Source organism: Rhodocytophaga aerolata, assembly GCF_030503435.1.
GTDB lineage: Bacteria > Bacteroidota > Bacteroidia > Cytophagales > 172606-1 > Rhodocytophaga > Rhodocytophaga aerolata.
In genome coordinates this window covers 92,143-118,412 of record NZ_JAUKPO010000015.1, presented here as the reverse complement: position 1 = coordinate 118,412, position 26,270 = coordinate 92,143, and the positions used below count along the sequence as shown (strand labels likewise).

General features: G+C 43.6%; 25 protein-coding genes. 11 read left to right on the top strand and 14 right to left on the bottom strand.

The window, feature by feature from the left end; translation table 11 throughout:
- Positions 1–99 precede the first annotated feature (99 nt).
- The gene (locus Q0590_RS22210) at positions 100–957 is read left to right on the top strand and encodes an alpha/beta fold hydrolase (RefSeq protein ID WP_302039810.1); all 858 of its coding nucleotides are present in this window, start codon (positions 100–102) and stop codon (positions 955–957) included.
- Between the two features lie 329 nt (positions 958–1,286).
- On the opposite strand, the gene Q0590_RS22205 is transcribed toward Q0590_RS22210, so the two are convergent.
- From Q0590_RS22205 to Q0590_RS22190, 4 genes are all read right to left on the bottom strand, one after another.
- Positions 1,287–2,708, bottom strand: coding sequence for a B12-binding domain-containing radical SAM protein (locus tag Q0590_RS22205; RefSeq protein WP_302039809.1), 1,422 nt, complete (start codon positions 2,706–2,708; stop codon positions 1,287–1,289).
- A 51-nt stretch (positions 2,709–2,759) separates the two neighbouring features.
- A complete protein-coding gene (locus Q0590_RS22200; RefSeq protein WP_302039808.1) occupies positions 2,760–3,548 on the bottom strand; it encodes a hypothetical protein in 789 nt (262 codons plus the stop codon).
- A gap of 55 nt (positions 3,549–3,603) precedes the next feature.
- Complete coding sequence (locus Q0590_RS22195; protein WP_302039807.1) at positions 3,604–3,903, bottom strand: winged helix-turn-helix domain-containing protein; 300 nt, start codon at positions 3,901–3,903, stop codon at positions 3,604–3,606.
- A gap of 153 nt (positions 3,904–4,056) precedes the next feature.
- Positions 4,057–4,698: a hypothetical protein gene (locus Q0590_RS22190; protein WP_302039806.1), complete on the bottom strand. Its 642-nt coding sequence runs from the start codon at positions 4,696–4,698 to the stop codon at positions 4,057–4,059.
- Positions 4,699–5,006: 308 nt separating this feature from the next.
- Here Q0590_RS22190 and Q0590_RS22185 point away from each other — a divergent pair, with 308 nt between their 5' ends.
- The 4 genes from Q0590_RS22185 (at position 5,007) to Q0590_RS22170 (ending at position 11,527) form a co-directional block, all read left to right on the top strand.
- Complete coding sequence (locus Q0590_RS22185) at positions 5,007–6,311, top strand: SWIM zinc finger family protein (RefSeq protein WP_302039805.1); 1,305 nt, start codon at positions 5,007–5,009, stop codon at positions 6,309–6,311.
- A gap of 65 nt (positions 6,312–6,376) precedes the next feature.
- The gene (locus Q0590_RS22180; protein WP_302039804.1) at positions 6,377–7,963 is read left to right on the top strand and encodes a DUF5691 domain-containing protein; all 1,587 of its coding nucleotides are present in this window, start codon (positions 6,377–6,379) and stop codon (positions 7,961–7,963) included.
- Between the two features lie 85 nt (positions 7,964–8,048).
- On the top strand, positions 8,049–9,131 hold the full coding sequence (locus Q0590_RS22175) for an ATP-binding protein (protein WP_302039803.1): 1,083 nt from the start codon (positions 8,049–8,051) through the stop codon (positions 9,129–9,131).
- An 86-nt stretch (positions 9,132–9,217) separates the two neighbouring features.
- Positions 9,218–11,527 carry a DUF5682 family protein gene (locus Q0590_RS22170; protein WP_302039802.1) on the top strand — a complete coding sequence of 770 codons (2,310 nt, stop codon included), beginning with the start codon at positions 9,218–9,220 and terminating at the stop codon, positions 11,525–11,527.
- 110 nt (positions 11,528–11,637) lie between these two features.
- Here the strand turns inward: Q0590_RS22170 and Q0590_RS22165 are convergent, their stop codons facing one another.
- From Q0590_RS22165 to Q0590_RS22155, 3 genes are all read right to left on the bottom strand, one after another.
- A complete protein-coding gene (locus tag Q0590_RS22165) occupies positions 11,638–11,973 on the bottom strand; it encodes a hypothetical protein (RefSeq protein WP_302039801.1) in 336 nt (111 codons plus the stop codon).
- Positions 11,974–12,124: 151 nt separating this feature from the next.
- Positions 12,125–13,417 carry a hypothetical protein gene (locus Q0590_RS22160; protein ID WP_302039800.1) on the bottom strand — a complete coding sequence of 431 codons (1,293 nt, stop codon included), beginning with the start codon at positions 13,415–13,417 and terminating at the stop codon, positions 12,125–12,127.
- A complete protein-coding gene (locus tag Q0590_RS22155; RefSeq protein ID WP_302039799.1) occupies positions 13,414–14,712 on the bottom strand; it encodes a DUF2851 family protein in 1,299 nt (432 codons plus the stop codon). Before Q0590_RS22155 ends, Q0590_RS22160 begins: the two co-directional genes overlap by 4 nt.
- A 358-nt stretch (positions 14,713–15,070) precedes the next feature.
- Here Q0590_RS22155 and Q0590_RS22150 point away from each other — a divergent pair, with 358 nt between their 5' ends.
- Positions 15,071–15,682, top strand: coding sequence for an RNA polymerase sigma factor (locus tag Q0590_RS22150; RefSeq protein ID WP_302039798.1), 612 nt, complete (start codon positions 15,071–15,073; stop codon positions 15,680–15,682).
- A 264-nt stretch (positions 15,683–15,946) separates the two neighbouring features.
- Positions 15,947–18,043 carry a PAS domain S-box protein gene (locus tag Q0590_RS22145; RefSeq protein WP_302039797.1) on the top strand — a complete coding sequence of 699 codons (2,097 nt, stop codon included), beginning with the start codon at positions 15,947–15,949 and terminating at the stop codon, positions 18,041–18,043.
- A 215-nt stretch (positions 18,044–18,258) separates the two neighbouring features.
- Here the strand turns inward: Q0590_RS22145 and Q0590_RS22140 are convergent, their stop codons facing one another.
- Positions 18,259–18,762, bottom strand: a complete 504-nt coding sequence (locus tag Q0590_RS22140) for a SixA phosphatase family protein (RefSeq protein ID WP_302039796.1) — start codon at positions 18,760–18,762, stop codon at positions 18,259–18,261.
- A 51-nt stretch (positions 18,763–18,813) separates the two neighbouring features.
- Positions 18,814–19,791 (bottom strand): GlxA family transcriptional regulator, encoded by a 978-nt coding sequence (locus Q0590_RS22135; protein ID WP_302039795.1) that lies wholly within the window; start codon positions 19,789–19,791, stop codon positions 18,814–18,816.
- 234 nt (positions 19,792–20,025) lie between these two features.
- Between Q0590_RS22135 and Q0590_RS22130 the strand changes: the two genes are divergently transcribed.
- The 4 genes from Q0590_RS22130 to Q0590_RS22115 all read left to right on the top strand — a co-directional run bounded on the left by Q0590_RS22130 (position 20,026) and on the right by Q0590_RS22115 (position 21,731).
- Complete coding sequence (locus tag Q0590_RS22130; RefSeq protein WP_302039794.1) at positions 20,026–20,427, top strand: VOC family protein; 402 nt, start codon at positions 20,026–20,028, stop codon at positions 20,425–20,427.
- Positions 20,428–20,453: 26 nt separating this feature from the next.
- The gene (locus tag Q0590_RS22125) at positions 20,454–20,879 is read left to right on the top strand and encodes a VOC family protein (protein ID WP_302039793.1); all 426 of its coding nucleotides are present in this window, start codon (positions 20,454–20,456) and stop codon (positions 20,877–20,879) included.
- A 12-nt stretch (positions 20,880–20,891) separates the two neighbouring features.
- A complete protein-coding gene (locus Q0590_RS22120; protein ID WP_302039792.1) occupies positions 20,892–21,344 on the top strand; it encodes an SRPBCC family protein in 453 nt (150 codons plus the stop codon).
- Between the two features lie 96 nt (positions 21,345–21,440).
- Positions 21,441–21,731 carry a hypothetical protein gene (locus tag Q0590_RS22115; RefSeq protein WP_302039791.1) on the top strand — a complete coding sequence of 97 codons (291 nt, stop codon included), beginning with the start codon at positions 21,441–21,443 and terminating at the stop codon, positions 21,729–21,731.
- A gap of 41 nt (positions 21,732–21,772) precedes the next feature.
- Here the strand turns inward: Q0590_RS22115 and Q0590_RS22110 are convergent, their stop codons facing one another.
- The 5 genes from Q0590_RS22110 to Q0590_RS22090 all read right to left on the bottom strand — a co-directional run bounded on the left by Q0590_RS22110 (position 21,773) and on the right by Q0590_RS22090 (position 26,144).
- On the bottom strand, positions 21,773–22,660 hold the full coding sequence (locus tag Q0590_RS22110) for a sugar phosphate isomerase/epimerase family protein (RefSeq protein ID WP_302039790.1): 888 nt from the start codon (positions 22,658–22,660) through the stop codon (positions 21,773–21,775).
- Between the two features lie 261 nt (positions 22,661–22,921).
- Entirely contained in the window at positions 22,922–23,425 is a 504-nt protein-coding gene (locus Q0590_RS22105; protein ID WP_302039789.1) for a DUF6624 domain-containing protein, read from the bottom strand.
- 34 nt (positions 23,426–23,459) lie between these two features.
- Positions 23,460–24,263 (bottom strand): SDR family NAD(P)-dependent oxidoreductase, encoded by an 804-nt coding sequence (locus tag Q0590_RS22100; RefSeq protein ID WP_302039788.1) that lies wholly within the window; start codon positions 24,261–24,263, stop codon positions 23,460–23,462.
- Positions 24,264–24,266: 3 nt separating this feature from the next.
- Positions 24,267–25,292: a zinc-binding dehydrogenase gene (locus tag Q0590_RS22095; protein ID WP_302039787.1), complete on the bottom strand. Its 1,026-nt coding sequence runs from the start codon at positions 25,290–25,292 to the stop codon at positions 24,267–24,269.
- A gap of 138 nt (positions 25,293–25,430) precedes the next feature.
- The gene (locus Q0590_RS22090) at positions 25,431–26,144 is read right to left on the bottom strand and encodes an orotidine 5'-phosphate decarboxylase / HUMPS family protein (RefSeq protein ID WP_302039786.1); all 714 of its coding nucleotides are present in this window, start codon (positions 26,142–26,144) and stop codon (positions 25,431–25,433) included.
- Between the last annotated feature and the right edge of the window lie 126 nt (positions 26,145–26,270).

Here is a 26,270-nt window from a genome sequence, read left to right as displayed (position 1 = left end):
CTCCCGTTTCAAAAGTGTTGTTGTAACGGAGAGAGTTGAATTGACGTTTCTTTTTTATGAAAATCGTTAACTTATTTTCCTTAGTGCGTACAAACAGATATGACGGAAAACAGCAAGTTTTATGAGGTAAATAACATCCGGGTGCATGTGGTGGAGAAAGGGAGGAAAGGGCAGCCTGTGCTTCTCTTTTTGCATGGATTTCCGGAGTTTTGGTATGGCTGGCGACACCAGATAGACTATTTTACAGCAAAAGGCTACCGGGTATTGCTTCCAGATCAGCGGGGCTATAACCTGAGCAGTAAACCTACGGAACTCAAAGCCTATCAGGTAAGAGAGTTAGCCAGCGACATTGCCCAGTTAATACAAGCGGCAGGAGAGAGGAAGGTTTACCTGGTTGGCCACGACTGGGGGGCAGCCGTAGCATGGGCCATGGCTTATTTGTATCCGCAGCTAATTACCAGGTTAATTATTATCAATGTGCCGCATCCGAAGGTGTTTTTTCAAACACTCCGGTCAGATCCCGGTCAGATGCTAAGAAGCTGGTACATCGGCTTTTTTCAAATTCCGTTTATTCCTGAAAAGCTTATCAGCCTGGGAAATTTCAAAATGTTGCAGAATAGTATGCTGAAAAGCTCTTATGCATCCACGTTTAGCAAAGCGGATATGAGTCAATACGTACAGGCCTGGCAACAGCAAAATGCTATACCAAGTATGGTTAACTGGTACCGGGCTGCTGTCCGGTACAGAAATCCGGCTGTCATGGGCAATCATAAAATAGAAGTGCAGACGCTTATACTCTGGGGAGAAAAGGATACCTTCCTGAAAAAAGAAATGGCGAGGAAAAGCCTTTCCTACTGCCAGAAAGGGAAATTATACCTTATACCAGATGCCACCCATTGGGTACACCACGAAAAAAGCCAGCTGGTGAATGAGTTAATTGAAGAGTTTATCAGCTGATTACCTGTGTTTTGATTTTTTTGCTTGCTTTTCCCGTAAATAAATACCAGCTAGTAAGCTACCAAAAAAAAGCAGCAGATTCTCATATCCTGTGCTTAACCCAGACTCATGTAAAACCAAAAGTAAATAACCCAATAGTGCTGCAAGTACTACACCTAAAAACATCCTAACAAAAAAACTATCTGTAACCTTTCTTAGTACGATACTCATCAAAGCATATGATATACTATAAAGAGTAAAAATATAGAATAACAGTAGCATTACGACAAAGCCTATAAAGAGTAGCATCGAGTGATTAGTAGCCAATAAAAGCAGAATGAATAAAGCACTTAACTTTCTAATGGTATCGGCGGCGTCCTGACCAACTCTGGCTCTGCTTGAATTACTGACTGTTTCTTCACTTTCGAAAGAATGGCTTCCAGTAGCGGAAGCATGGTAGTAAGCTGCCGGGATTTGATAATAAAATTCCATAAAGGCTCAAACTTCTTCCAGCCGCCGGCATAGGCAAAATGTTTGAGCATGTGTTTTACCTGCTCGTGTTGCGTACTGGCTTTCAGGATAGAAGCCCAGCTGTAGAATTCTTTGTAGGCCCAATCGTAGCCATCTTTTAGTTCCCTGGCAGACATTCTGGTTGTCTGGAAAACTACCTGGCGTGTATCATATTTATCCCATTGCCTGTGTAGGATACGTCCGGCTTTATCCATGTCTGCAAACAGTTTGGTACTAGGATAGGGCGTAAGAATGTGAAAAGTGGAAGTGGTAATTCCGTTCTCTACTGCCCAGTCAACCGTGCGTTTAAATACATCTTTGTCGTCATCATCCAGCCCGAAAACAAAACTTCCATTAATCATCACCCCCAGATCATGCAAGCGTTGAATGGCTTTCCGGTAATCTTTCCCTAAATTCTGCTTCTTATTGCTAGCTTTTAAGTTATGGGTGCTCAAGGTTTCAAAGCCAATAAATACACTTCGCAGCCCCGCATCCGCGGCTTTTTCAATCAGGTTGCCCCGAAGGATGGCATCCACCGTGGAAGCTCCCTGAAATACCCGGTTCATTCCCCGCATGCCATCGAAAAGCTCAGTAGCAAATTTCTGATTTCCTAACAGATGATCGTCCAGAAAGTATAGATGCCTTCCCGGCAGCCGGTCTATTTCCGAAAGGGCATCTTCTACTAGTTGCGTATAAAATCCTTTCCCTCCTTCAAAAAAAGCATCTTTGTAACAGAAATCGCAATGGTGAGGGCAGCCCCTGGTTACGACAATTGAATTGGGCACCAGATACAAATGCCTTTTTATCAGATCCCGCCGTACAGGGGGGATGCCTGCCAGCGTCCGGACCGGAGAGAAATACCGCTTCTGAGGGCATTTGTTTTTAAAGTCTTTCAGGAACTGAGGAAACGTTTCTTCGCCAGGTCCCAGAAAGATACTATCTGCATGAGGGGCTGCTTCTTCCGGGAGCGAGGTTACATGCAATCCCCCAAGAATAACATAACATCCTTTAGCCCGGTAATGATCTGCCAGCGCATACGCGCGGTAAGTGTTGGTAATATATACCTGAATCACTACCAAATCCAGCTGATCATGCAGCGTAATTTCTTCCACATGTTCATCCTGTAAGGTAGCCTCATCTGCCGGGGAGAGATAAGCCGCCAGCGTGGCTAATCCCAAGGGCGGAAAGAGTGAATATTTGATCGGACGCCAGTAAGGACTTTTGGCCTCTGTAAGGGCAGGTAATATGAATTTAACTTTCATATAAAAATCAATAAATGCATGTAGAAAAAGGAAGATTTGGTTTATAAACTATTACAAACCATCCAGGTAGTCTGCAAAATTTCCCGAATACACAGGGCCAGGGGAGGCCATTTTGGAAGGCTTATTCAAGGGTTGGGATACTATACGCTTCACATATAAACCAATAGCTAGCAGCAGTACGCATTCGCCTATCCAGAAAAGCCACCAGTCGAATTGCTGTGGGATATATTGCGGAGCTTCCATAAACAGGCTGTTCTGGCTGCTAATTGTCCAGAGTTTGGTTACGCCTCCCCATTTTTCTACATATTGTAAATAATCCCATATAAAGCTGAAGATGATAATAAAGCTTCCGGCAAGAAGAAAGCTCCATTCTTTCCAGGTAATTTGAGTCCGGTAGCCTTTTTCATGCAGGTAAACTACAGCCACCGTTAGCAGAATCATTGTGAAAGATACCAGACAAGGAGCCAGCACTGGGCCTACCCAGGGAACAGGTATTAGAAATAGAATATCCCATGTAAACAGAGATGCCGGCCATCCGAGAAGCACCTTCAGAAAAACATAATAAAATATATCCCATACAGCAAAACTGTAGAGGAAGAAAGCGAATTTTTCCGTTTTATTTCTGCCTGTTAGTGTACCGATTCCCCATAGCATCACTAGTGTAGCTACCTCACGCCAGAATTCAGTGATGGCGATACTGGGTTGGATAGGAGTTAAAGGGAAATCAAATCCATCCGGATAATACAGTTCCCGCAGGTAAACTACAACTGATGTTTCCAGATAGCCCATGGCTATGCTAAAAAGGGTAAGCCAGATAAGTGTTGTTTTGAGTGAATTCATATTGTTATATAGAATTTAAAAGTACTTTGTATTTCAAAGTAAAAAGACAAAAAAATTAGCGGTTTCCTTTGATCAGCATTTCCAGGGCATGCAAATGGGCTTCAAAAGCTTTTTTCCCTATGTCGGTGGCCCGGTAGGTGGTATTGGGTTTACGGCCGACAAATTGTTTATTTACGGCAATGTATTCTCCTTCTTCCAGGGCTTTCAGGTGGCTGGCTAAGTTGCCATCTGTCAGGTCTAACAATTCTTTCAGGGAGTTGAAATCCAGCTGCTCATTCACCATCAGCACCGACATAATTCCCAGCCTGGCTTTGCTTTCAAATGCTTTATTTATGTTCAGTAACAGTTCTTTCATACGTCAGTCGACAATCCTCGGGGCTGTGTTTCTTATTCTGTTCTTCGTCTTTTGTTTCAATTCAGGTATGAGTGAAAGTAAAACTATGTTTCTTTAAAAGGTACGTAAAGTGCATAGGAGGGGAAATTTATCTAGATTCTCCTGTTTCCAAAGCTACGATACTCTTTCGTATTTATAATACATCACAGTGCCATAAATAATATGTAACACGCCAAATCCAATGGCCCAGATCAGTAAGCCATATCCCAGCAAAAATGAACCGGCAATGCCTAAAGCCAGTTCACACAAACCCAGGTAATACACATCCCGCAAGGTATATTTGCTACCATTGATTAGAGCAAGTCCATAAAATAGTAAAGTGGCTGGGGCAAGCATAACAAACATGTGTTGGTACAACATTGCCAGGCAAAACAAGCCTCCGGCCACAAGCGGAATAGCCATACTTATGACCAGCCGTTTAGAGGTATTACTCCAGATAGGCAAGCCTTGTTTTTTAGCATTCCGCGTAGTTAAAAAGATACCGGTAGCCAGGGCGGCACACAACACAGCTAATGCATCTGCCAGAAAGAATACGATAAAATCGGTATTTACTTTACCTCCGGTGTATAAGTACTCATAATACGAAGGTTCCAGTAAACCAAGGTCCAGATAATAGTAGGCAGCGGCAGCACCAGCCAGTGCATATAATCCCGCAAACACCCCTGAAAGCCCACTGAGCGAAATAAAACGGGAAGACTTCTCCATCAAATTCCGGATCTCCTGAAGGGTGTCTAAATGCTCTTTTGTTGAATCCATAAATAAAGTACTTTGTGTTTCAAAGTAAATAAGTTTCCCGGAGACTTCCAAACAGGAGTGCTAAATATATTTTTACCTGGCTTCAAGCGAAACAAACTTCAACGTACTGTTCCAAGCACTGGATTGAATCAAAGTTCAGCTAAAAAACATCCATACATTTCTCTTAAAATTATCCAGCTGTATCTCAATACGTTACTAAATAAACGCTGACATTGGCTCCAAAGCTTTTTAAAATTGTTAATTTTGAATTTCGGTCTAAATAGAAATCTATATATTGAACATTATTTGTAGCGTAGTTAGTTGTATACATGACCTGGACTGAAGAACAGATACTAGCATTATCGCCGGATGCTTCCTCTACCAAATCCGGGAAAGATCTGGCTAAACCTACCAAATGGGTAACCGCCGGGGTTAGTGGAAGAGCTTTGTGGGGAGAGTGCCAGGGTAGTGGGTCCTTGCCTTACCGTACCCAGATTGATCTACGGGACACCGCCTTTAAATGTACTTGCCCGAGCCGCAAATTTCCCTGTAAACATGGTTTGGGCTTATTTCTTTTATATGTGCATCAACCGGTAGTGTTTAAGCAAGTGGAGGAAGCTGACTGGGTAAAGGAATGGATAGATAAGCGGGGAGATAAACTTCAGAAAAAGGTAGAAACCAAAACAGAGGACATACCAGATACCAAAGCGCAGGCGAAACGGATAGAAGCCCGGAAAGCCAAAGTAGAAGCTGGCGTAGAGGAGATAGAACTCTGGATAAAAGATTTAATCCGCAATGGCCTGATTACTGCCCCAGATAAAAGTCCAAAATTCTGGCAAACGGCCGCTTCACGCATGGTAGATGCTCAGGCCCCTGGCCTGGCAAATATGATCAGAAGCCTGGGTGAGCTTAATTATTTCAGCGACAACTGGCAATCCCTGGCTTTACAGCAACTAACAAAATTATACCTGGCTGTGCAGGGATTTAAACGCATAGATACTTTACCAGAGGCTTTACAAGCCGATATCCGCTCCATGATTGGCTGGACCCAGAAGGCAGAGGAACTGAAAACAGCTGATGGGTTGCATGACCATTGGCTGGTACTAGGCAGGCAAACCGAACAGGAAGGTGATATAACTGTGCAGCGGAACTGGCTATACGGAGTAAAAAATCAGCAATTTGCCCTCATACTAAATTTTGCTTACCGTACCCAGACGGTTGATTTGAGCCTGGTACCCGGTACGGCTATGGAAGCAGAACTGGTTTTTTATCCGGGCAGTATACCCTTACGGGCTTTGTTGAAAGAACGCATCCGAACCGTTGAGTTTCCGGAAACAGCCGGGTTTGCCGATTGGCAAGCTGTATCTCAAGTCTATGCTACGCAATGTACTCTATCCCCCTGGATTCATCAATGGCCAGTCATCGTGGAAAATATAACGGTATTTCCGCAGGAGAAACAATGGCTACTGAAAGATTCGGGCAACCGGGTAGCAATGCTTGATAAAAAATTTGATAAACTTTGGAAATTGCTTGCCTACAGCGGAGGTCATCCTCTGACAATGTCATTTGTACGGGAAGATGATTGTTTTTTGCCTCTGGGCCTGTGGTTTAAGCAACGGTATCTGGTTTTATAAAGCATCAAGGCCTTGTTTACTTCTGTCATTTATTAATTATCACATACACTTTTGCTAAGCATTACATGGAATTCTGGGAGCAAATAACGAAAGCATCTCTCTTAGGTACCGCAAGACATACCATTGCCGAACTGCCGTTACCTGCTGCTATCAAGCAATCCCTAGGAGAGTGGGAGAGTACTGATAAGGAAGAGAACTTTCTGAAAATAGCTGCGCTGGTAATGAATTATGCCAATGCCGGGAAAGAATTTCCACAGATTCAAGCTAGCCTGCCCAAACCCAGTGAGCCTGAAACCTTGGCGCTATGTTCCAGAGAAGCAACCGAAGTACTCAGGCGGATTATCTACGATAAACAAGACGATTTGCTGGAGTTGTTCTTACAAGAGCTTGCCAGAAATAATCAGCGGATATCCGAAGAGCTAATCCCAGAGTTATTAGAAACTGGGAAAGAACATCCGGAACTAAAACCTGTCCTACTAAAAGTCATTGGCAAGCGGGGAGAATGGTTAGCTGATCTTAATCCGGATTGGGCATATCTTTCGTCCATATTTACAGAAGATGCCTGGCATACCGGCAAGTTGGAGGAACGCAAGGAAGTATTAGAAAAAATACGCAGGCAAGATCCAGCCAAAGCCAGGGAATGGATACAGGAGGTGTGGAAAACAGAGAACGCCAATACTAAAGCCGCCTTACTACAAGTGTTTGTCAATAATCTTTCTATGGCCGATGAACCGATGCTGGAAGAGATGTTGACGGACAAAAGCCAAAAAGTACGGGAGGTGGCAAGTAAATTACTCTACCAGTTAGCTGGTTCCAGGTTGATCAGCCGGGTATGGGAAGAGACTAAATCCTGGGTGGTGCTGAAAAAATCCGGTTCCTTACTCAGCAAAAAAACCCGACTCGAATTGCACATCCCTAAACCTTTGCCAGATATCCTTATACATAGTGGCATCGAACCAAACCGCGATAAGTTTCTAAAAGAATTTACTTCCAGAAATCCCATACAGAAGTGGGCAGTCAATGGCTGTACGGAAACGGAAATATGGATATATCAGGTAATGTCTGTTATTCCTCCTTCCTGGTGGCCGGAGCAACTCAAGATAGATACGGCTACTTTTGTCGGTTTTTTGCTCAATAACGATTACTCTAAATTTTTGCCTGCCCTTTTTGGAGCCAGTTTGCTGCACAAAGACATACCTTTTGCCAACGTGCTCTTAAAAGTTTTTGCTGACATAAGCAAGTTGTTTAAACCGGCCAAGGCCGATGCAGAAGTAGTGGGATTAAAATACGAGTTGATCAACATATTGCCCGATAAACAAACGTATCTTGAAGATTTACTGAATTTATTAGATAACGACAATTATTTGTTTTACAGCTATCTACAGATATTTGATTATGAATGGCCTATGCCTGTGGCCATAAAAGCCTTGAAAAAGATTGCAGAAAAATGTAGTTCTAACCAATATTACTACTATTACTATGATGCCAGGCAAGTGCAGAAACTTAGCCATTACCTGCCGGTACAGGTATTGCGGGAATGGCCATCCCTGGAGCCTTCTGGCGAAATCGGCAAGGCCCGATGGCAACAGGCTACCGCTTTGCTGCTGAACTCTCTGGATTTAAAGAAACGGGTTAACGACGTCTTTAGTTAACAATTCATACAAAGTCCCATACAGATTTTACTAAACCTGTGTAGGCAAAACAGGTGAGATACATACATTAATTTATAAGCTTTATATGTCAACCATTTTACGGGCACATGCCGAACATCAATTTGCAGAAGAAATAGAAGAGATTAAAAAAGTAGATACCTATCAACGTCCGCCCAACTGGCAGTTATCACCCTGGGCAGTAGTTACCTACCTGATGGGAGGCAAGCTTAAAAGCGGATATGAGGTGAGCCCAAAGTACATTGGAAGCCGCCGTCTGATAGAAATTGCCGTAGCTACCTTGACCACAGACCGGGCATTGCTCTTGTATGGACTTCCGGGAACAGCCAAATCCTGGGTTTCGGAACATATTGCTGCAGCGGTATCTGGTGATTCTACACTGCTCATTCAGGGAACTGCCGGAACTGGTGAAGAAGCCGTGCGGTATGGATGGAATTATGCCAGACTCCTGGCGGAAGGTCCGACGGTGGCCGCTTTGGTTATTACACCTATGATGCGTGCCATGAGAGATGGCAAAATAGCCCGTATCGAGGAACTTACCCGGATCACTTCCGATGTGCAGGATACCTTAATTACGGTTTTATCCGAAAAGACGATGCCTATTCCGGAGTTAGATACCGAGGTGCAGGCCACGAAAGGCTTCAATGTGATTGCTACAGCCAATAACCGGGATAAAGGAGTAAATGAGCTTTCGGGTGCGTTGAAAAGACGTTTTAACACCGTTATTCTACCTGTTCCCGAAACCATGCAAGAAGAGATTGACATAGTGAAACGCCGGGTGGAAAGCCTGGGCAAAGTACTGGAATTGCCAGCAGAACCTCCTGCTTTGCAAGAAATTAAGCGTATCGTTACCATTTTCCGCGAACTCCGGGCTGGTGTGACATTGGATGGCAAAACAAAAATAAAATCACCAACAGGCACCATGAGTACTGCCGAAGCTATTTCGGTAGTAAACAGTGGCGTGGCGCTGGCTGCTCATTTTGGCGATGGTCAGTTAAAAGCAGAAGATGTAGCTGCCGGTTTGGTTGGTTCGGTAGTGAAAGATCCGGTGCAAGACCGGGTAGTCTGGCTGGAATACCTGGAAACGGTTGTAAAAAGCCGCGAAGGATGGAAAGATATTTACCGGGCCTGCCGCGATATTGTCGTTTGATGGGTAATTCATGGGTGTGTATAGAAAATTCACTAACCCAGTTAAGATAACCGCTTCTTTAAGAAGCACAGCCAAGTGCACCATACATGAGTATACATATATTGGGAATTCGCCACCACGGACCTGGATCAGCCAGAAGTGTAAAAAAAGCGCTGCAACAGCTTCAACCTGATATTATTCTGGTAGAAGGCCCACCTGATGCTGATGTTATGCTTCATTATATCGGGCAAGAGGGTATGGAGCCACCTGTGGCCTTACTAGCCTATATGCCGGATGATCCGCAACAGGCTGTGTTTTATCCATTTGCTCAATTCTCCCCGGAGTGGCAGGCCATCGCGTATGCACAGCAAGCCGCCATTCCTGTACGGTTTATGGATTTGCCACTTACCCACAGCATGGCAATGGATAAGGGAGAAAAAGATACGCCATTAGTTGATCAGCCAGCGGATATAGAAGAAATTCTACCCAGCCAAGCAGAGACAGAAATAAGCCATGAAGATTTCTCAGCAAAGGAGGAACTGGAAACCGGGTTAATAGATACACCTGTGGAACATATTCACCGCGACCCGTTAAAATATCTGGCAGAAGCGGCCGGGTATCAGGAAAGTGAACTTTGGTGGGAACATACGTTTGAACAAAGGCAGAATACGGAAGAAAGTTTCGCTGCCATTATGGAATCTATGCAAGCCCTGCGGGAGGCTTTGCCTGAAACTAAAAATAAGAAAGAACCACTCCGGGAAGCCTATATGCGGAAAATAATCCGCAGTGCTCAGAAAGAAGGATTTCTAAACATAGCCGTTATCTGTGGAGCCTGGCATGCTCCGGCACTAACGAATCTGGATACCAAAAAAGCAGACGAAGAGTTGCTTAAGAAACTCCCCAAAACCAAAGTGGATTTCACCTGGATTCCCTGGACTTACAGCCGCCTTACCTTTGATAGTGGCTACGGAGCAGGTATTCATTCGCCAGGCTGGTATCAACATTTGTGGGATTTTCCACAAGATACGGCTGTTTCCTGGCTGGCAAAAGTTGCGGCATTGTTCCGCCAGAAAAATATGGATACGTCGGTTGCGCATGTTATTGAAGCGGTGCGACTGGCAGACATGCTTGCCTTGCTGCGGAATTACCCCCGGCCTGGCTTGCATGAGTTAAATGAAGCAACCCAATCGGTAATTTGTTTTGGTGATGAAGTTTTATTGCAACTCATCCGCGATGAACTTATTGTGAGCAACAAACTAGGGCAGGTTCCTGGCAATGCACCCAAAGTACCTCTCCAACACGATTTTGAAAAACAGCAAAGTAAATGCCGCTTGCAGCCAAAAGCCGATGATAAAGTATATGTCTTAGACCTGCGCCAGCCAACCGACCTGGACCGCAGTAAGCTGTTGCACCGCTTGTCTTTACTGGATATTAAATGGGGAAGGCAAGAGAATGTATCCGGGAAGGGTACCTTTAAAGAACAATGGCGGCTGAGGTGGCAGCCTGAACTCTTGATTAAGGTAATAGAAATGGGAGTCTGGGGAAATACCATTGAAGAAGCAACTAACCAGTTTATAGCCCACCAAAGCAAAGAAGTTCAGGAACTGTCTAAGGTAGCCAGGCTACTGGAACGAACCATACCAGCTGAACTACCCGGGGCAGTAGATGCAGTAATGAACCGGATCAATGAGCTGGCATCCATGGCAGGGGATATTGTGCAGTTGATGCAGGCCTTACCACCCCTGGCATATGTAAGCCGCTACGGAAATGTGCGTAAAACAGACCTGGCTATGCTGAGTGCCCTGGTAGACAGTTTAATCGTCCGGATTTGCGTAGGCCTACCGAATGCCTGTTACTCACTGGATGAAGATGCGTCGGCCAGTATGTTTGCCCACATAAGTGAAGTAAATAATGCGATTAACCTGTTGCAGCAAGACGCACAGCTTGACCTCTGGCATCATACCTTACTGGAACTAAGCGCCAAAGAACACATACATGGACTGATCTCAGGTTGTGCCTGCCGGATATTGTTTGATGGCAAAGCGTTGCCCACCGAAGAAATGGCTTCCCGGTTCAGTCTGGCTTTGTCTACTGCGAATGAGCCAGGATATTCTGCTGCCTGGCTGGAAGGGTTTCTCAAAAGCAGCGGCATGATCCTGCTTCTGGATGATGTGCTCTGGAATATATTATATCAATGGGTAGCCACCCTGGACGGAGAAGTATTTAAAAATTTATTACCACTGCTGCGGAGAACCTTCTCTACCTTTTCTCCGGTTGAACGCAGAAAAATGGGCGAAAAAGCCAAAGGTCTCCCTGCCGGACAGTCAACAGGTTTTGCCTATAAACATACTCCCGGGTTTGATGCATCAAGGGCAGAACAGGCTCTTCCAGTGGTAAAAATGCTTTTAGGTATGTGATCATCGGTAACATTTGTACTTTAAATACATCCTTCAAAGGTTAGTACCCCTCTACGAAAAAACCCGGCCTTCAACAGGCCGGGTTTTTATTCTTTACTCCCTAAAAAAATCTAGGTTGTAGAACCTTGATTGCCAGAATTTGCTTTATAGTTTGGGTTGTTTCCTGGATTGTTGTTCGTATAGCCACCTGCTTCTCTATCCATCTCTTCTTGTTGCTTGGCAATATTTACAGCCACCAGTGCCACTCCGCAAGCTACTATACCTACCGCTAAAATCAGTTGCGGGGTGCTTAGTTTGCGGCTGAACCGTAGTAACAAGGCACCTGCATCTTTCAGCAATTCAGGCAATTTTTCATGATCTCCTCTATATAAATGTAAGGCATTTTCGAAAGTTTTTGATATTTCATGAGGTCTGACTTGTGCACTTGCGTTTTGAGAGTTATCCATAATAATTTTGTTTTAGAGGTTGTTTAAATTAGTTAAACCTATGTTAATGATGTCTTCAAGAAAAAATAAATGCTATTTACAGAAAACATTATGATTAAACGGATAAGAACTAGATGGGTTTCTATTTTTTTAAAATAGACTGTATTCTCACCTAAGTTCTTCTTCCTGTTTTTCCAGCTAACACTGCAGATAACAGCAAGTATGCAAAAAAAGGCATAAACGCGACTTTATACCTGCTTAACGCACCAAAATTTGGGGATGACAAAGCCAGTAAAGCAGCAAGTAATACACTATACAAAAAAGCCGCTACGGCTAGCAAACTAAAGGTAGGGGAGAGTGTTGTAAAATGTTTTATCCGGTAAATAATTACAACTAAGGACAGGATAAGTAATCCTGCATTTTCGAGGCCAATATAAAGCTGAAATAGGGAATTAGCCTCCCATGCCAGGGGCCGGTACAGCCCAGAAAATAAAGCTTTGGGTAAGTGCTCTGCTACACTACCTGGAGTGGCTTTCAATCCATGAAAATAAATTATACTTTCAGGTGCAGATACCTGAACGGTAAGGTCATGGTTAGTTACCAGTGAATCCAGGAACTGGGAGAGATGCAAACCTGGATGAAGGAAACTTGCGACAAGCAAAATAGCAGCGAAAATACAAACAAGCGTCCCTGCTTTCAGACCAATACTTTTGTCTCTTAACCCATGTTTAGCCAGAAAATCCGTAAGCAGATAGGCTAGCATTGCAGGCAGCAGGGCAGCCAGGTAATAATATTTTAGTTTCCAAAGCAAGAGCACATATATTGGGAATAGCAGCCAGGATAACAGAGAGGGCAATTTACCTGGGAGCGCAGCGGCGAATTTGTATTGAATAAACTGGCTAACTATACAGGCAATGCAGGCTACGGCAATGCTTTCTTTGGTCAGTCCGGCGCTCCAGAATACTACCGATGGCAGCAAAAGAAAAGCAATAGCCGCAGATATACGCGATGCAGGAAAAAGATTTGCCAATAGGTTAGCTAGTTTCCAGAGTGCGTAAAAACAAAATAAGGATAAATACAATCCGCAGAGCCAGTAATTTGATAAGGTGAACAGGCAAAGTATACTCACGAGTTTAACCATAAAAAATGCCCGTGGTTGTTCCCACAAGGGCAAGGTCGACAGAAAAGATTCAGCTCCGGATTCAGAAAAAAATAAAGCGTTTACATACTTCCATGGATTTTGCCTGGCAAAAGAAGCAAGCCTTACTGCATCTTCAAAATAAGCAAAGGTGTCGCCCTGGTAAGGATAATAGTAGAGATACAGGCAGCCGATGCCTATACCCGCCAGGAATTTTGCCGGTAAACCCCACCAGAAAAACGGAAGGAGGGGTTGGCCGACACTGCGCCTGTAAAGGAGCCAACTGAGCAGGAAAAGAAAGGGAATATGTATAAGAAATGCTATCAATGGATTACTGGGGTTCTTGCCGGTTTCAGTAAAGATATACCTACCGGGCAAGAAAGACACTTTTTCTGCATACAAAAATGATTATATAGTTCGATAGATCCTTGTCCATCTAATGCATGATCGATTGGCAAATCCATATGTTTCCAGAACCTGGTGATGCGGTTGTTTTCCGCTGGCAGCGCCTCTAGCAACTCAATGGCCCGGTCAGTATACAGTTGCTTGCCTTTTACTTTCGAGTAACAAACCAGTAAGGGAACCACTGTGTTGATCAATATATTTTCTTTACTCTCTTTCCCAAAATGGGCAACAGAGGGCGAAGTTTTACCAAAGGTATAATGCTGCTGCCAATAAGGGGAAGGCTGTAAATGAAACAGTTCCAGAAAATCCTTAACTGATGCCAGATGAATAAATAAGGAAAATAAATTTTTATGTTTCTGCAGTAAAGCAGCCAGGTACGCTATACGTAAGGTAGGAAAATTAGCCGGTCGCAACCTGAAAAACTTCCAGGCGTGTGCGTCAAGTTTACTGGGCCTCAGGCTATATTTATGCGATAAAAAGCTATACTCCTTTTGCAATTGCCTATAATAGGTATCTTCTAAAGGGGTATCCAGCAAGCCTGCCTGGCCAAAAAGCAAGGCTTCCATAGGCATCAATTGATCGCTGTGTTTGTGGAGCAACTTTAGGGGAACTGCCTGGGAGAGTTGTAAAAAAGGGTCATTATTTAACTTGAAACCCAAATTGCGGGCAAGTAGCTGATAGGTCGTTTCCTCCCAGTCGTAATGGTTGCGCGCAAGCAAGGTAGTAACTAAGTCTGCCTTTTGGGAAAGCCGGTGCATCAGGGCATTTTCCAGAGCTTGAATTTTATACACAGCGTTAACCTTCCCAAATTGAGATGCACAGGGAATATCTTCCGTATTGCTGGTAAAGTACTGGTATTTTGTCAGCAGATCATGGTCAATTCTATTGGCTAATAGCAGGGTAGGAATCAGGGAATGATCTTTCCTGTAAACATCTTGGTCATGTAGCCATACCACATGTAAAATTACCTGGTCGTAGGCATCATCCTCCTGATGATGGTGGGTGTGCCAGTCAGAGGAATGAATATGAATTTCTACATTTCCTACCCATTCTATCGGGCCAATCCGTAAACGGGCCTGACTAAAATCGGGACCTGCATCTGCATTTGGGTATCCTGGGTGTAAAATTTGTATTGCTTCCCCACCAGTAGTAGTTAACTGACTGCGATTAAAATAGCCAAACTGCCATAAAAAATGAAGAAAAGCTTCCTGCATCATGTATCCCAAATATACCCTTTTCTAGTTCTGCCACGCTGGGCTAGTTCTGTTGGCTCTAAAAAAACGCCGGGAATAGTTGTTTTTAAATAGTAACCAGAAATTTTTTAACTATTTCTTACAAATATTCTTAGCTGCTGAAAACATCTTTTGTTAATAACTTAAACGTTTTAAACTGCCCATTCCTCCCAGAATAATCCAACATCGGCAGCAGATTACAGAAGAAAATAAGGAGAAACAGAAGGTAGATAGCATAAATTATCATTGTATTTTTAAATTATATTATATAAATTACTAGGGATTAATACGGCAGAACAAAACATTTTCACAAAATAATTATAGATTTCCTTCAACTCAACGAATGGTACTCAGAGACATTTCGAATTGCACAGATCAGGAATTATGGAAGAAATTCAAAGGAGGATGTGAGCAAACTTTTTCCTATATTTTTCACAAATATTACAGCTTCTTGTATAATTATGGATCTAAATTGACTTCTGACAAAGACCTGATTAAAGATAGTATTCAGGAGTTGTTTATCATTCTATGGGAAAGCCGCAGCCGGCTCGGCGATACCGTTTCTATTAAGTTTTATTTACTCAAATCTTTTAGAAGGCATGTCATCCGGACCTTAACTGCTACTACCAAACACGTTGATAAAAGTTATCTGCTGGAGAACTACCAGGATGAGATGGTTTCTTCTTACGAGCGGGATCTTATTCGGAGCCAGTCTTGCCTGGAGCAACAAGTCCATTTGCAGGACGCCCTAAATAAGCTCTCTCCGCGGCAGAAGGAAGTGGTGTACTTAAAGTTTTACCAAAACCTGAGCTACCACGAAATTACCGAACTCACCTCCCTCAACTATCAATCTGTCAGAAATTATATTCATCAGGCTATTCAGGCGTTGCGCCGGAAACGTGAGGCACTGATCGAATATATACCTTTCGTACCTTTAATTTTCTGTTTTGTTTAATGGTTTACAGGCTAGTATCCTGATTGTTTGTGCTGGTAATTTTAGCCTGTTTTGAATGTATGCAATAAAATTGTGTTGACCACTACTACAGTATACGCTGGATAGATAGATTTTTTCGATAAACGGGTAAATATCAACTATGAAAATTGTTCCAAAACTGCTTAATGCAAGCCATAATGGCATAATTTTGTAAAGAGTTGAATAGGTAGGGCAGGCAATGCCCTCTTTTATTTTTCAGGCTCATAAAATCCCTTTAACCCTAACATGATTAAAAAGGTCCAGGCTGTAGATGCCCGAACAGCTATTTCGTTGAACAGCACTGATACGGCTGTTGCTGCTGCTGCCCTTTCAGCGGGTCTACCAACAAACCGGATGGTATCCATTCTTCAAACTATAAATCAATGTAGGCAACAGCTGATACGGGCAGTGGAGGAAAAACAGTTATTGGAGGCTATCTGCCGGATTTTAACAGAAAATGAATGCTATCAGATGGCCTGGGTCGGTTCGGCTGTCCTGGAAGAAAACAAAAAAGCCAGGCGTATTCACCACATGCAGTTTCAAGCAGGGCACCCTGCCACAGTAAAAGATATATGGCGGCATAGCCCGCTCAAACAGACCGAAAAAGCGTTACGGACCCAGCACCCACAAATTGTACAGGATCTATTTTCGCCTGGCTTTTCGCAACAATGGCAGGAGAAAGCTTCCAGCCATAAGCTCTCTTCGCTGATTTCCATTCCTTTGCTATACACTAACCAGATCCTGGGGGTACTTACGCTTTATGGAAAAGGGGCCCATACCTTTGAAGCCGAAGAAGTAGCCCTACTGATTGAATTAACGGAAGATCTGGCCTATAGTGTCTATCAGGTAAGGCAGCGGATTGCCCAGCAGCAAACGCTTCAGCAACTCAACATCAGTGAAAAGTATTTCCATGCCCTGATTGAACATGCCTCGGATATTATTTTGGTGGTAAACCATCTGGGAATTACGGCTTTTGCAAGTCCCTCTGTGCAGCGGGTACTGGGATATTCAGCGGCAACTACCATCGGAACACCCTTTCTTGAGTTGGTTCATCCCGAAGATCAGGAAGCTATAAATTCCTTGCTTAACGCAACTCCTATACCTAAAGAGATACAAAAGACGGCGGCCCGTTGTAAACACACGAATGGGCAATGGGTACATTTTGACTGCACCATCAGCGATCAGTTGCATGGACCTGATATCCAGGGATATGTAGTAAATCTGCATGAGATTACTTCCCTGAAGGAGGCCGAAAGTAAATTGAGGAGGCAGCAGCAGGAGCAGCAGATTATTTTTGATTCCGTACCAGCGCTGATCACTTTTAAAGATACCTACAACCGGATTTTGCGGGCTAACCGCACGGCCGCTTCATTTTATGGTTTATCTAAAGGCGAAATCGAAGGCAGAACACTCTACGAACTTAACCCCCTGTTTGCTGCCAAATACCATAAAGAAGATATTGAAATAATTACCTCAGGCATTGCCAAGCTAAACATCATTGAAAAAATTCTGCTTCCCAGCGGACAAACTAAATGGCTGCAAACTAATAAGATACCTTATTACGATGAAAGAGGAGATACAACTGGCATTATTATTTTCGCACAGGAAATAACGGCTCAGCGAACCACAGAAGAAGAGTTACGCACTACCTTAGAAGAATTGAAATGGAGAAACCATGAACTGGATAATTATTTTTATAAAGTTTCTCACGATCTACGGGCGCCACTCTGCACCATTGAGGGATTGATCAGTTTAATGAAAACGGAGAATAATCAACAAATGAACACTCATTACCTGGAACTGATTGAAAAGAGCGTATATAAGCTGGATAACTTTATTAAAACAATTCTTAATCATTCCAATGCGCTTCATACCCCTGCACAGATTGCCAAAATTAATTTTTCGCACATTGTCTATACTTGCCTGGATGAGCTGGGATATGTTCCGGGCCATGCAAAAGTAAAAACCACGTTAACTGTAAATGCCGGTCATGTCTTTTACCAGGATGCAACCCGGATTGCCATTGTTTTCAAGCAACTCATCTCCAATAGCCTCAAGTTTTTTAATCCCTATGCGGAGGAAAGCTATCTCCATATTCAGATTGCCGTAACCCAAACTAAAGCACTGATCACGCTGGAAGATAATGGCATGGGTATAGAGAAAAAATATTTACCTAAAGTATTTAACATGTTTTTTAAAGCTACCGATAAGTCAGAAGGGGCAGGGCTGGGCTTGTATGTTGTTAAACAAACCATTGAAAAGTTAGGGGGCAGTATTTCCGTGAAAAGTGAATGTGGCAAGGGGACAACATTTAAACTTGTTTTGGCAAACCTACAGGTATAAAAAACATGAATGTAAATTTGCCACTAGACTGTCTGCATGATGGAAAGTTGTTCAATCACGGTTAAAGTTGTTTTCTAATCTTCTTTTATAAAATTCTGTCTCACTGAAAAAACATGTCTTACGTGGATATGGGCAACAGCTAGTGAATTTTGTAACAGGTTACTTGTGTTCTCTTGTAATTAATAGGGCTAAACCAGGTTTCCAAACGAGCGGACCTATAAAGGCTCTTTATGCATTTTCGGATAATCAAAAAAATCAAACCGGCCATTCATTTTCTCTATTTTTTGCCAGGTGTCCGTCTGGAAAGTGATGCTTACCACGCCACTGGTAGGGATAGAATCTATGGGATGATCACACAGCAGGGGAACAAGCTGAGTAAGTTCAGGATTATGACCAAACACCAGCAGGGTGCGTACTTCAGCAGGTTGAGACTTAATTACTTCCAGCAATGCAGCCGGACTACTTAGGTATAATTTATCAAACGTCAGAATATGGTCTTTGGGATAGGCGAGCTCCTTTGCCATTTTTTTTGCCGTACTAAAGGCTCTTTTGGCCGGACTGGATATGATTAAATCTGGCGTTATGCCTTGTTTACGAAGCAAAGAACCCATGAGGGGGGCGTCCTTTTTTCCACGTTTGTTGAGTGGCCGTTCTTCATCTGGAAGTGAGGCATCGTCCCAGCTGGACTTGGCATGCCTGATCAAAAAGAGTTTTTTCATAGAAGGAAAGGTTGGTTTGTGAGAGAAAATAAAATTAGATGGGAACAAGCATTAAGCCGCCATTTCCCGGTTATACTTGTGACTGTATTGCAGAGGCGATAGCCCGGTGATCCGTTTGAAAATATCGCGGAAAGCTTTGCTATCACTATAGCCTACTTTGAACATTACTTCCGTAATAGAATCTCTGGACGATTCCAGGCACATTTTAGCTGCTTCAATCCGTACCCGTTGCAAGTATTCTACAATAGAGTTGGATGTAGCTTTTTTAAAGCGGCGTTCCAGGTTCCGCCGGCTTACAGCAAACATAGAAGCAAGTTCTTCCACCGTAATTTTTTCCTGGTAGTTGTTTTCAATATAAAGCTGCGTTTTTTTAATTACTTCATCCTCATGTTCTTTCTGCCCTTTAAATATGGCGAATGGCGATTGGCTGTGCCGTTCAATATCTATCTGAAAGGCCTTGGACATAAACACAGCGGTATCCCGGCCGGCATATTTTTCAACAAGATATAATATAAGGTTAAGGTAAGAGAAGGCACCGCCACTGGAGTAAATGCCATATTCATCGGTAATAATTTTATCTTCCACCAGATTCACTTCAGGAAACATACGCCGGAAATCGTTGGCTGCCATCCAGTGAGTAGCACATTTGCGGCCGGTAACAAGGCCGGTTGATGCCAGCAGAAAAGCTCCGACACAAAGGCTGGCTACTTCTGCGCCTTGTCCATATTGCTCTACAATCCAGGGTATATAATCACGGTTTTGTTCCAGGGTTACAGGCATATTACCATCCAACGCTGGGATAATAATCAGGTCTGTTTTAGGTAAATCGGTTGTGAGCACATCGGTGTTTACCGTATACTTACCACCAGCCACCTGTACTTCCTTGGTGAGTCCCGTGAGTTGAACATCAAATACAGGATCTCTGCCTGTATTTTTGAAGAATTTATTTACTTCTGTGAGCACCTGCCTGGGGCCTTCCACACTGCCCAGTATGGCACCTTTAGGAACAAGAATAGCTATATGTTTCATAGGAATATGATAAAAAAATGTCGCAATCAACCTGGAATTTGCCGCATTTACCCCCTCTTAAATCAGCTTATCTATTTTACATTTGTATATGCAAATTAAATTGTATACACAAAAATAGTTGTATGGCAAGTTGCAAATTGCTAATTCAAAAGTCAAGTGTTGAGCAGTATAAATTACATAGCGACTAAGTAAAATTTTAAAACTACTAATCCAGTATTATATAAACCCAAATTTATGGCAACTCAAATTTTTGTAAACCTACCCGTAAAAGACCTCAAGCGGTCCGTTGAATTTTTTACTAAGCTTGGCTACACGTTCAATGCCCAATTTACAGATGAAAAGGCTACCTGCATGATCGTAGGAGAGAATATTTTCGTGATGCTGTTAGTAGAGCCCTTTTTTAAGTCTTTTATCAAAAAAGATATAGCCGATGCCACCAAAAGTGCGGAAGTAATTATTGCTCTGTCGGCCGATAACAAAGAAAGTATAGATGAACTGGTAAACAAAGCGATTGCTGCCGGTGCTACAACGCCTGTAACTAAACAAGACCAGGGATTTATGTACAGCTGGGGTTTCCAGGACCTGGACGGACATCTTTGGGAACTCGTGTACATGGACCCAACCACTATACAGTAAGATTAACAAACCAAACACCTACTCAAATGGCAACGATCAATCCGTATTTGAATTTTAACGGGAATACAGAAGAAGCCTTTACTTTCTACAAATCTGTATTCGGCGGAGAATTTGCAGCTTTGCAACGCTTTGGGGAAACTCCACATGCCGGCAATTTACCTCCTGCCGACAAGGAGAAAATTATGCATGTAGCCTTACCTATTGGCCCAGGCAACCTGATTATGGGAACCGATGTACTGGAGCCTATGGATAAGGTAACCTTCGGCACCAATTTTTCCATAGCCGTTGGTACAGAAAGTGAAAAAGAAGCCAACCGGATATTCGAAAGCCTTTCCCAAGGCGGTAAAGTGACTATGCCTATGGAAAAAGTTTTCTGGGGCGATTATTTTGGTATGCTGACCGATAAATTCGGCATACAATGGATGATAAGTTATACCTATTCTCAATCATAAAACCCAACACCTATGAACACCGCACAGCAAACCATCAGAAAATCAATTGACATTCAGGCACCCAGAGAAAAAGTGTGGGAAGTCCTGTTCAACGACAAGTATACCCGCATCTGGTATGCAGAATTTAGCGAAGGTACCTATGCCCAAACTGACTGGCAACCGGGAAGTAAAGCTGTATTTAGAGATAAAAGCGGCTTTGGTATGGTAGGCAGAATTATTACCAATAAGCTCTACGAAAAACTCTCTATTGAATTTGAGGGTGTATTCACAGATGGAAAAGAGGACTATGAGAGTGCAGATGCCCATCAAGTAAAAGGAGCCCGTGAAACCTATATCCTCACAGAAAAGGAGGGTGGCACACAGGTATCTATAGAGTTTGACATGGCTCAAGAACATTTTGAATCTATGTCTGCTTCCTGGGAAAGGGCTTTACTTAAAGTAAAAGAACTGTCAGAAAAGCCTTAAACCCTTTAGCCTGTCAGGTTTTTAAAACCTGACAGGTTTGGTAAAAGCAGCTTATCTATTCTTGAAAACAAACCGCAATACTTAACAAACCAACTAATGGTAGAAGTTTTTAAAACCAATGTAACCCACAATCTGGAAGCTAGCTGGCTTATAGATCAGATACATAATAATTTTGCTTCCTATACGGCCAATTTTGACCTGGAAGATTGTGATAAGATCCTGCGTGTTCAGGCCATGGATGAACCGGTTCAACCGCAGAAAATCGTAAGTTTATTAGAGGAATATGGTTTTGAAGCCCAGGTACTTCCGGATGATTATCCCCTCGTCGAGGGGATAATCATCTTCCATAACGATATTTTTAAAGTATACCCATTTAGCCATACGTAAGCCAACTAACACGTATGGCTAGATGTGGTTTAAGCCAGACATTAGTCTGGCCAGTAGTGAGCCATTTTATTTCTGAGAAATCCTACACTTCGTTCCAGTTGATCCATGCCCTCTACACCATCTTCAATGCTGATCCACCCGTTAAAATTTACCCGTTTAAGTTCAGTAAAAATAGCATCATAGTTATTTAAGCCTTTGCCGATTTCTCCATGACGTAAGCGTTTTACATAGCCAGTTGAGCCACCTTCTTCCCGCCGCAGATCTTCAATGGTTCCTTCAATCAGGTAGCGGTCGCTGGCATGCATGGTGACTACCCGGCCGGATACTTTGTATAATAGGTCCAAAGGATCTTCTCCGGCGATATAAGTATTACTCGGGTCATAGTTCACGCCAAAGTTAGGATGATGAATTTGATCTACCAGTTTACAGAATACATCCATTTTCTGGGCAAATTCCGGATATTCCCAGAAATCATCTTTGTAATGGTTTTCTATTATAAGGATAATTCCCCGCTCTTGGGCATAAGGCAAACAAGCATTTATACAATCAGCTGCCAGCTTAATGCCTTCCTCTATCGTTAATTCCGGCCGCCGCTGCCCGGAGAGGACCCGGCAATAGGAGCCGCCCAAGGCATGAGTCATATCAATCCAGCGTTTCTGTTTGGCTATTTCTTTGTTGCGGAAGGCTTGATCCGGATGAGTAAAATCGGGAGAGCAGCACATCATTGGAATTACTTTGCCGTAATTTTCTACTTCTTGCCGAAAACGGGTCCAATTAGCTTCATCAGCCATTTCCAGAAAACCGGCATACCATTCCAGGCCGTCAATATCTAATTTTGAAGCCAGTTGTATCCACTCTGATACTCGCATGGTGCCATCCTTGCAGAGGGCTTGCATAAAAGCTTTGGGAAAGGCAGCTAATTTGGGCATAGAATAAGAATTTGGAAATATGAAAATTTGATAATTTGGAAATGAAGTAGTTGTAAGATGCTACATGCAAAAAAAGTGCTTTTTAAATTTAAAAAAGTTAAATCTTGTAAGCACGGATTAGGACTGGTCACTGGGTTTTGTCTGATGCTTGTTGTTTTTTGTATTCCTCCAGATTCCAAGTAATTCCAAAATAGTGTACATACTCAGCCATAGGAGGTAAGCCAACTGATTGTCTGCGTTTATCCACGTTATCCGGATCTTCTAGCGGAGCACATACATTTTACCGGATTTTTCATCCTGTCCAATCTGGCTTCCATAAAGCTGTTTTCTTCCTTGTCCTAAGGCTACCCGGTCTTCCAGCAGAGCAAGATCACTCGCCAGCGCATCGCCTCTTTTTGCAGCCACCCGTATCATGGGGAGAAATTCTTCTTTTGTTTGTTGATCGGAATGTTGAATCACTAAAAACAGAGCCATATAAGGTCTGGAACCTATTTTGTCTGGTCCCATCCACCCGTGTTCCGTTACAATAGCTTTTACTTTTATCAGGTTGATGCTGTCCTGTTTACGCATAACCTGCCAAAGCTCTTTCATTTGATTAGACTTAAATCCATAAGCTTTGCTGACACTATCCATCCGCATGCGGTATTTCTGATCTGTTTCCAGTATTTGCAAGAGCTCTGTTTGCAGTGGAGTAGTATACTCTTGTGCTAGCAAGTCAATTAATGGTATATTCCATAGGAAAGCAACAATTAGCAGGTATTTCATTCGCTTAGGTTAGGTTAAAAGAAGGACATTTTAATTATTTGCCAGATTGAGCAATAGTACTGGTGTCTTTCGGGGGATTACGGCCAATAAAGGGGTGTTGCTCCAAATCTACCACCTGACCGCTAATGGGGCCACTTTCATCGGCAAGCCAGTAGATGGCTGCAGCGGCAATTTCTGCCGGCCATAAGATGCGGCCTGCCGGCGCAAATACATTGGGAAGGGCTTTATACCAGTCGTCGGCCAGGCCATGGGCCCGTTTACGGTCTATTTCTTTTTCGGTGAGCACCCAACCCGGGTTGATCTGATTAACCCGCACCCCGTCTTCCCGGTGAAGTGTATCCCCCAGATTACGGGTGAGGGTCATTAAAGCGCCTTTAGATACACTGTAGGCAAATAGATTTGGTTCGCCACTCCAGGCATTCACCGAGCCAATATTAAGCACACAGCCATGTCTTTCCCGCAGATAGGGTAAGGCAGCTTTAATTAAGGCAAAAGGAGCCAGTGTATTCACTTCCAGGATACGCCGAAAAAACGCAAGATCTGTGCTGTGGATATTGGAAGAAGTTACCATCGCTGCATTATTGACGATAGCATCCAGGTGCCCAAAGGTATTTTTTGCTTTTTCGACCAGTCGTTCTGGTGCTCCGGGAAGGGTTATATCTTCTATATGTAACGCAGCATTTTCTTCTCCAAGCCTCGCAGCCAGTGCTACTCCCTGGTCATGCTCCAGGCCATGTATCAACACTTTGGCACCTTCGTCCACACACCGTTCGGCTATGGCTTTGCCAATTCCGGTGCAACTTCCGGTAATAATTACTACTTTGTTTTCCAGCCGCATGAATTATACTGGTTTAAGAACACTCTTTACTACGTCGCCTTTATGCATTTTTTCAAAGGCTTCATGCCACTCAGTAACCGGCCACACCCCACCAATGATGGGTTTTACATTCAGTTGTCCGCTGGCAAGCAAGGCCAGTACCCGTTCCCATACCGGCCAGTTATGGCTGAAACTTCCTTGCAAGGTTACATTTTTTTGCACCAGTGGGTCAATAGAAAAGTTAAGGGGTTGAGGTCCCCAGCCTACCTTGGTGATATGTCCACTCGGGCGGACCAATTGCAATGCTGTTTTTAGGGTAATGCTTACGCCAGCAGCATCTATCACACAGTCGGCACCCAGGCCATCCCGTTTGAGGGCCCATTCAGTAGCATCTCCCACAATACCTTCACAGCCATACTGACGGGCAATTTCCAGCCGTTGTTTATCTCCTTCCAGCCCTACCAAGGCTACTTCTGCCCCACACAGCCGGGCAACAGCTGCACATAAAATACCAATAGTCCCAGGGCCTAACACAATGACGCGGTCGCCTGGTTTGATGCGTGAGTTTTCAACGACAGCATTATATGCTACGCTGCAAGGTTCTGTGAGACAAGCTTGTTCAAAGGGCAAACCTTCCGGTACATAATGCAGACAACGGGCCGGAACCCGTACATATTTAGTCATGGCTCCATTTACACCATAGCCAAATCCTTTGCGGGTAGGGTCCAGATTATACAGCCCCCGGCGGCACATGGGGTTGTCTGGGTCTATAACCGCAGCAGTTTCACTTACCACCCGGTCACCTTCTTTCCAGCAGGAAACCCGGCTGCCTACTTCAGCCACATAGCCGCCAAACTCGTGGCCCAATACTACCGGGTAATTTACAGGCCAGCTGTGATCGGAAGTCCACTGGTGAAGGTCGCTTCCGCAGACACCTACATTGGCCACTTCTAGCAATACATCATCGTCCCCAATGGTGGGTTTTTCTATTTCGCGTATTTCAACGGAGCCTTTTTCCGGGGCATAATTTACAACAGCAAGGGATTTCATACGAAGAATTTGAAAGTGTGGAAATATGGAAATGTAAAGATTAGAAAATTTGAAAGGGATGAAGCTATTGCACATCCATTATAGAAATATACTTTAAGGTATACACCTGTTAGGTTTTGAAAACGTAACAGGTGTGTTCTAAGTGTTTTTTTTCCCTACCAGGACATCTCCATAGGCATGTATTCTTTCGCAGATCAGGCGCAGCGAGCTTTCCAGGTCTCCTTTGGCCGTTTTAAATGAATCTGCATCTATGGTTAGCGGAGCCCCTAGTACAACCAGCGGCGCACCATATTCCGGGCAACGGATGGCTTGTTCCAGCGAAAGTCCACCCACCGCCTGCACAGGAATATTCACCGCCTTCACAACCTCCCGCAACTGATCTAAAGGACTTGGCATCCGTTTACCCTGGGCAGCAATCCCCCGGCGTTCATCGTAGCCAATATGGTGAATAACATAGTCGCAGCCTAGGTCTTCCAGCCATTTTGCTCCAGCCACCATATCCGGGCAAACCATATTATCGCCCATCACATGTACACCAAAATCACGGCCGGCCTGTACCACACATTTTATGGTTTCTTCATGCGCCCTGGCCATAACCACCACATGCGTAGCCCCTGCTTTAGCCATCATCTCTACTTCCAGGTAGCCGCCATCCATGGTTTTCAGATCTGCTACAATAGGCACCCCGGGAAAAGCTTCCCGCAGTTTGCGTACGCCATGTAAGCCTTCAGCCAGTATGAGCGGTGTACCTGCCTCCAGCCAGTCTACGCCGGCCCGCATGGCCAATGCGGCAGTTTCCAGGGCTTCATCAATGTTGGTAAGATCAAGGGAGATTTGGACGATAGGTTTCATGAGAAAAAGTTAACGCGAGAAAGTTAAAAAAAATACGACTATAGTTATATTTTAATCGAATAAATTTATACCCTTATGTTGCCAAGTACAAATCCATGAAAGGAAATTAGGCCAACGTATTCTTAT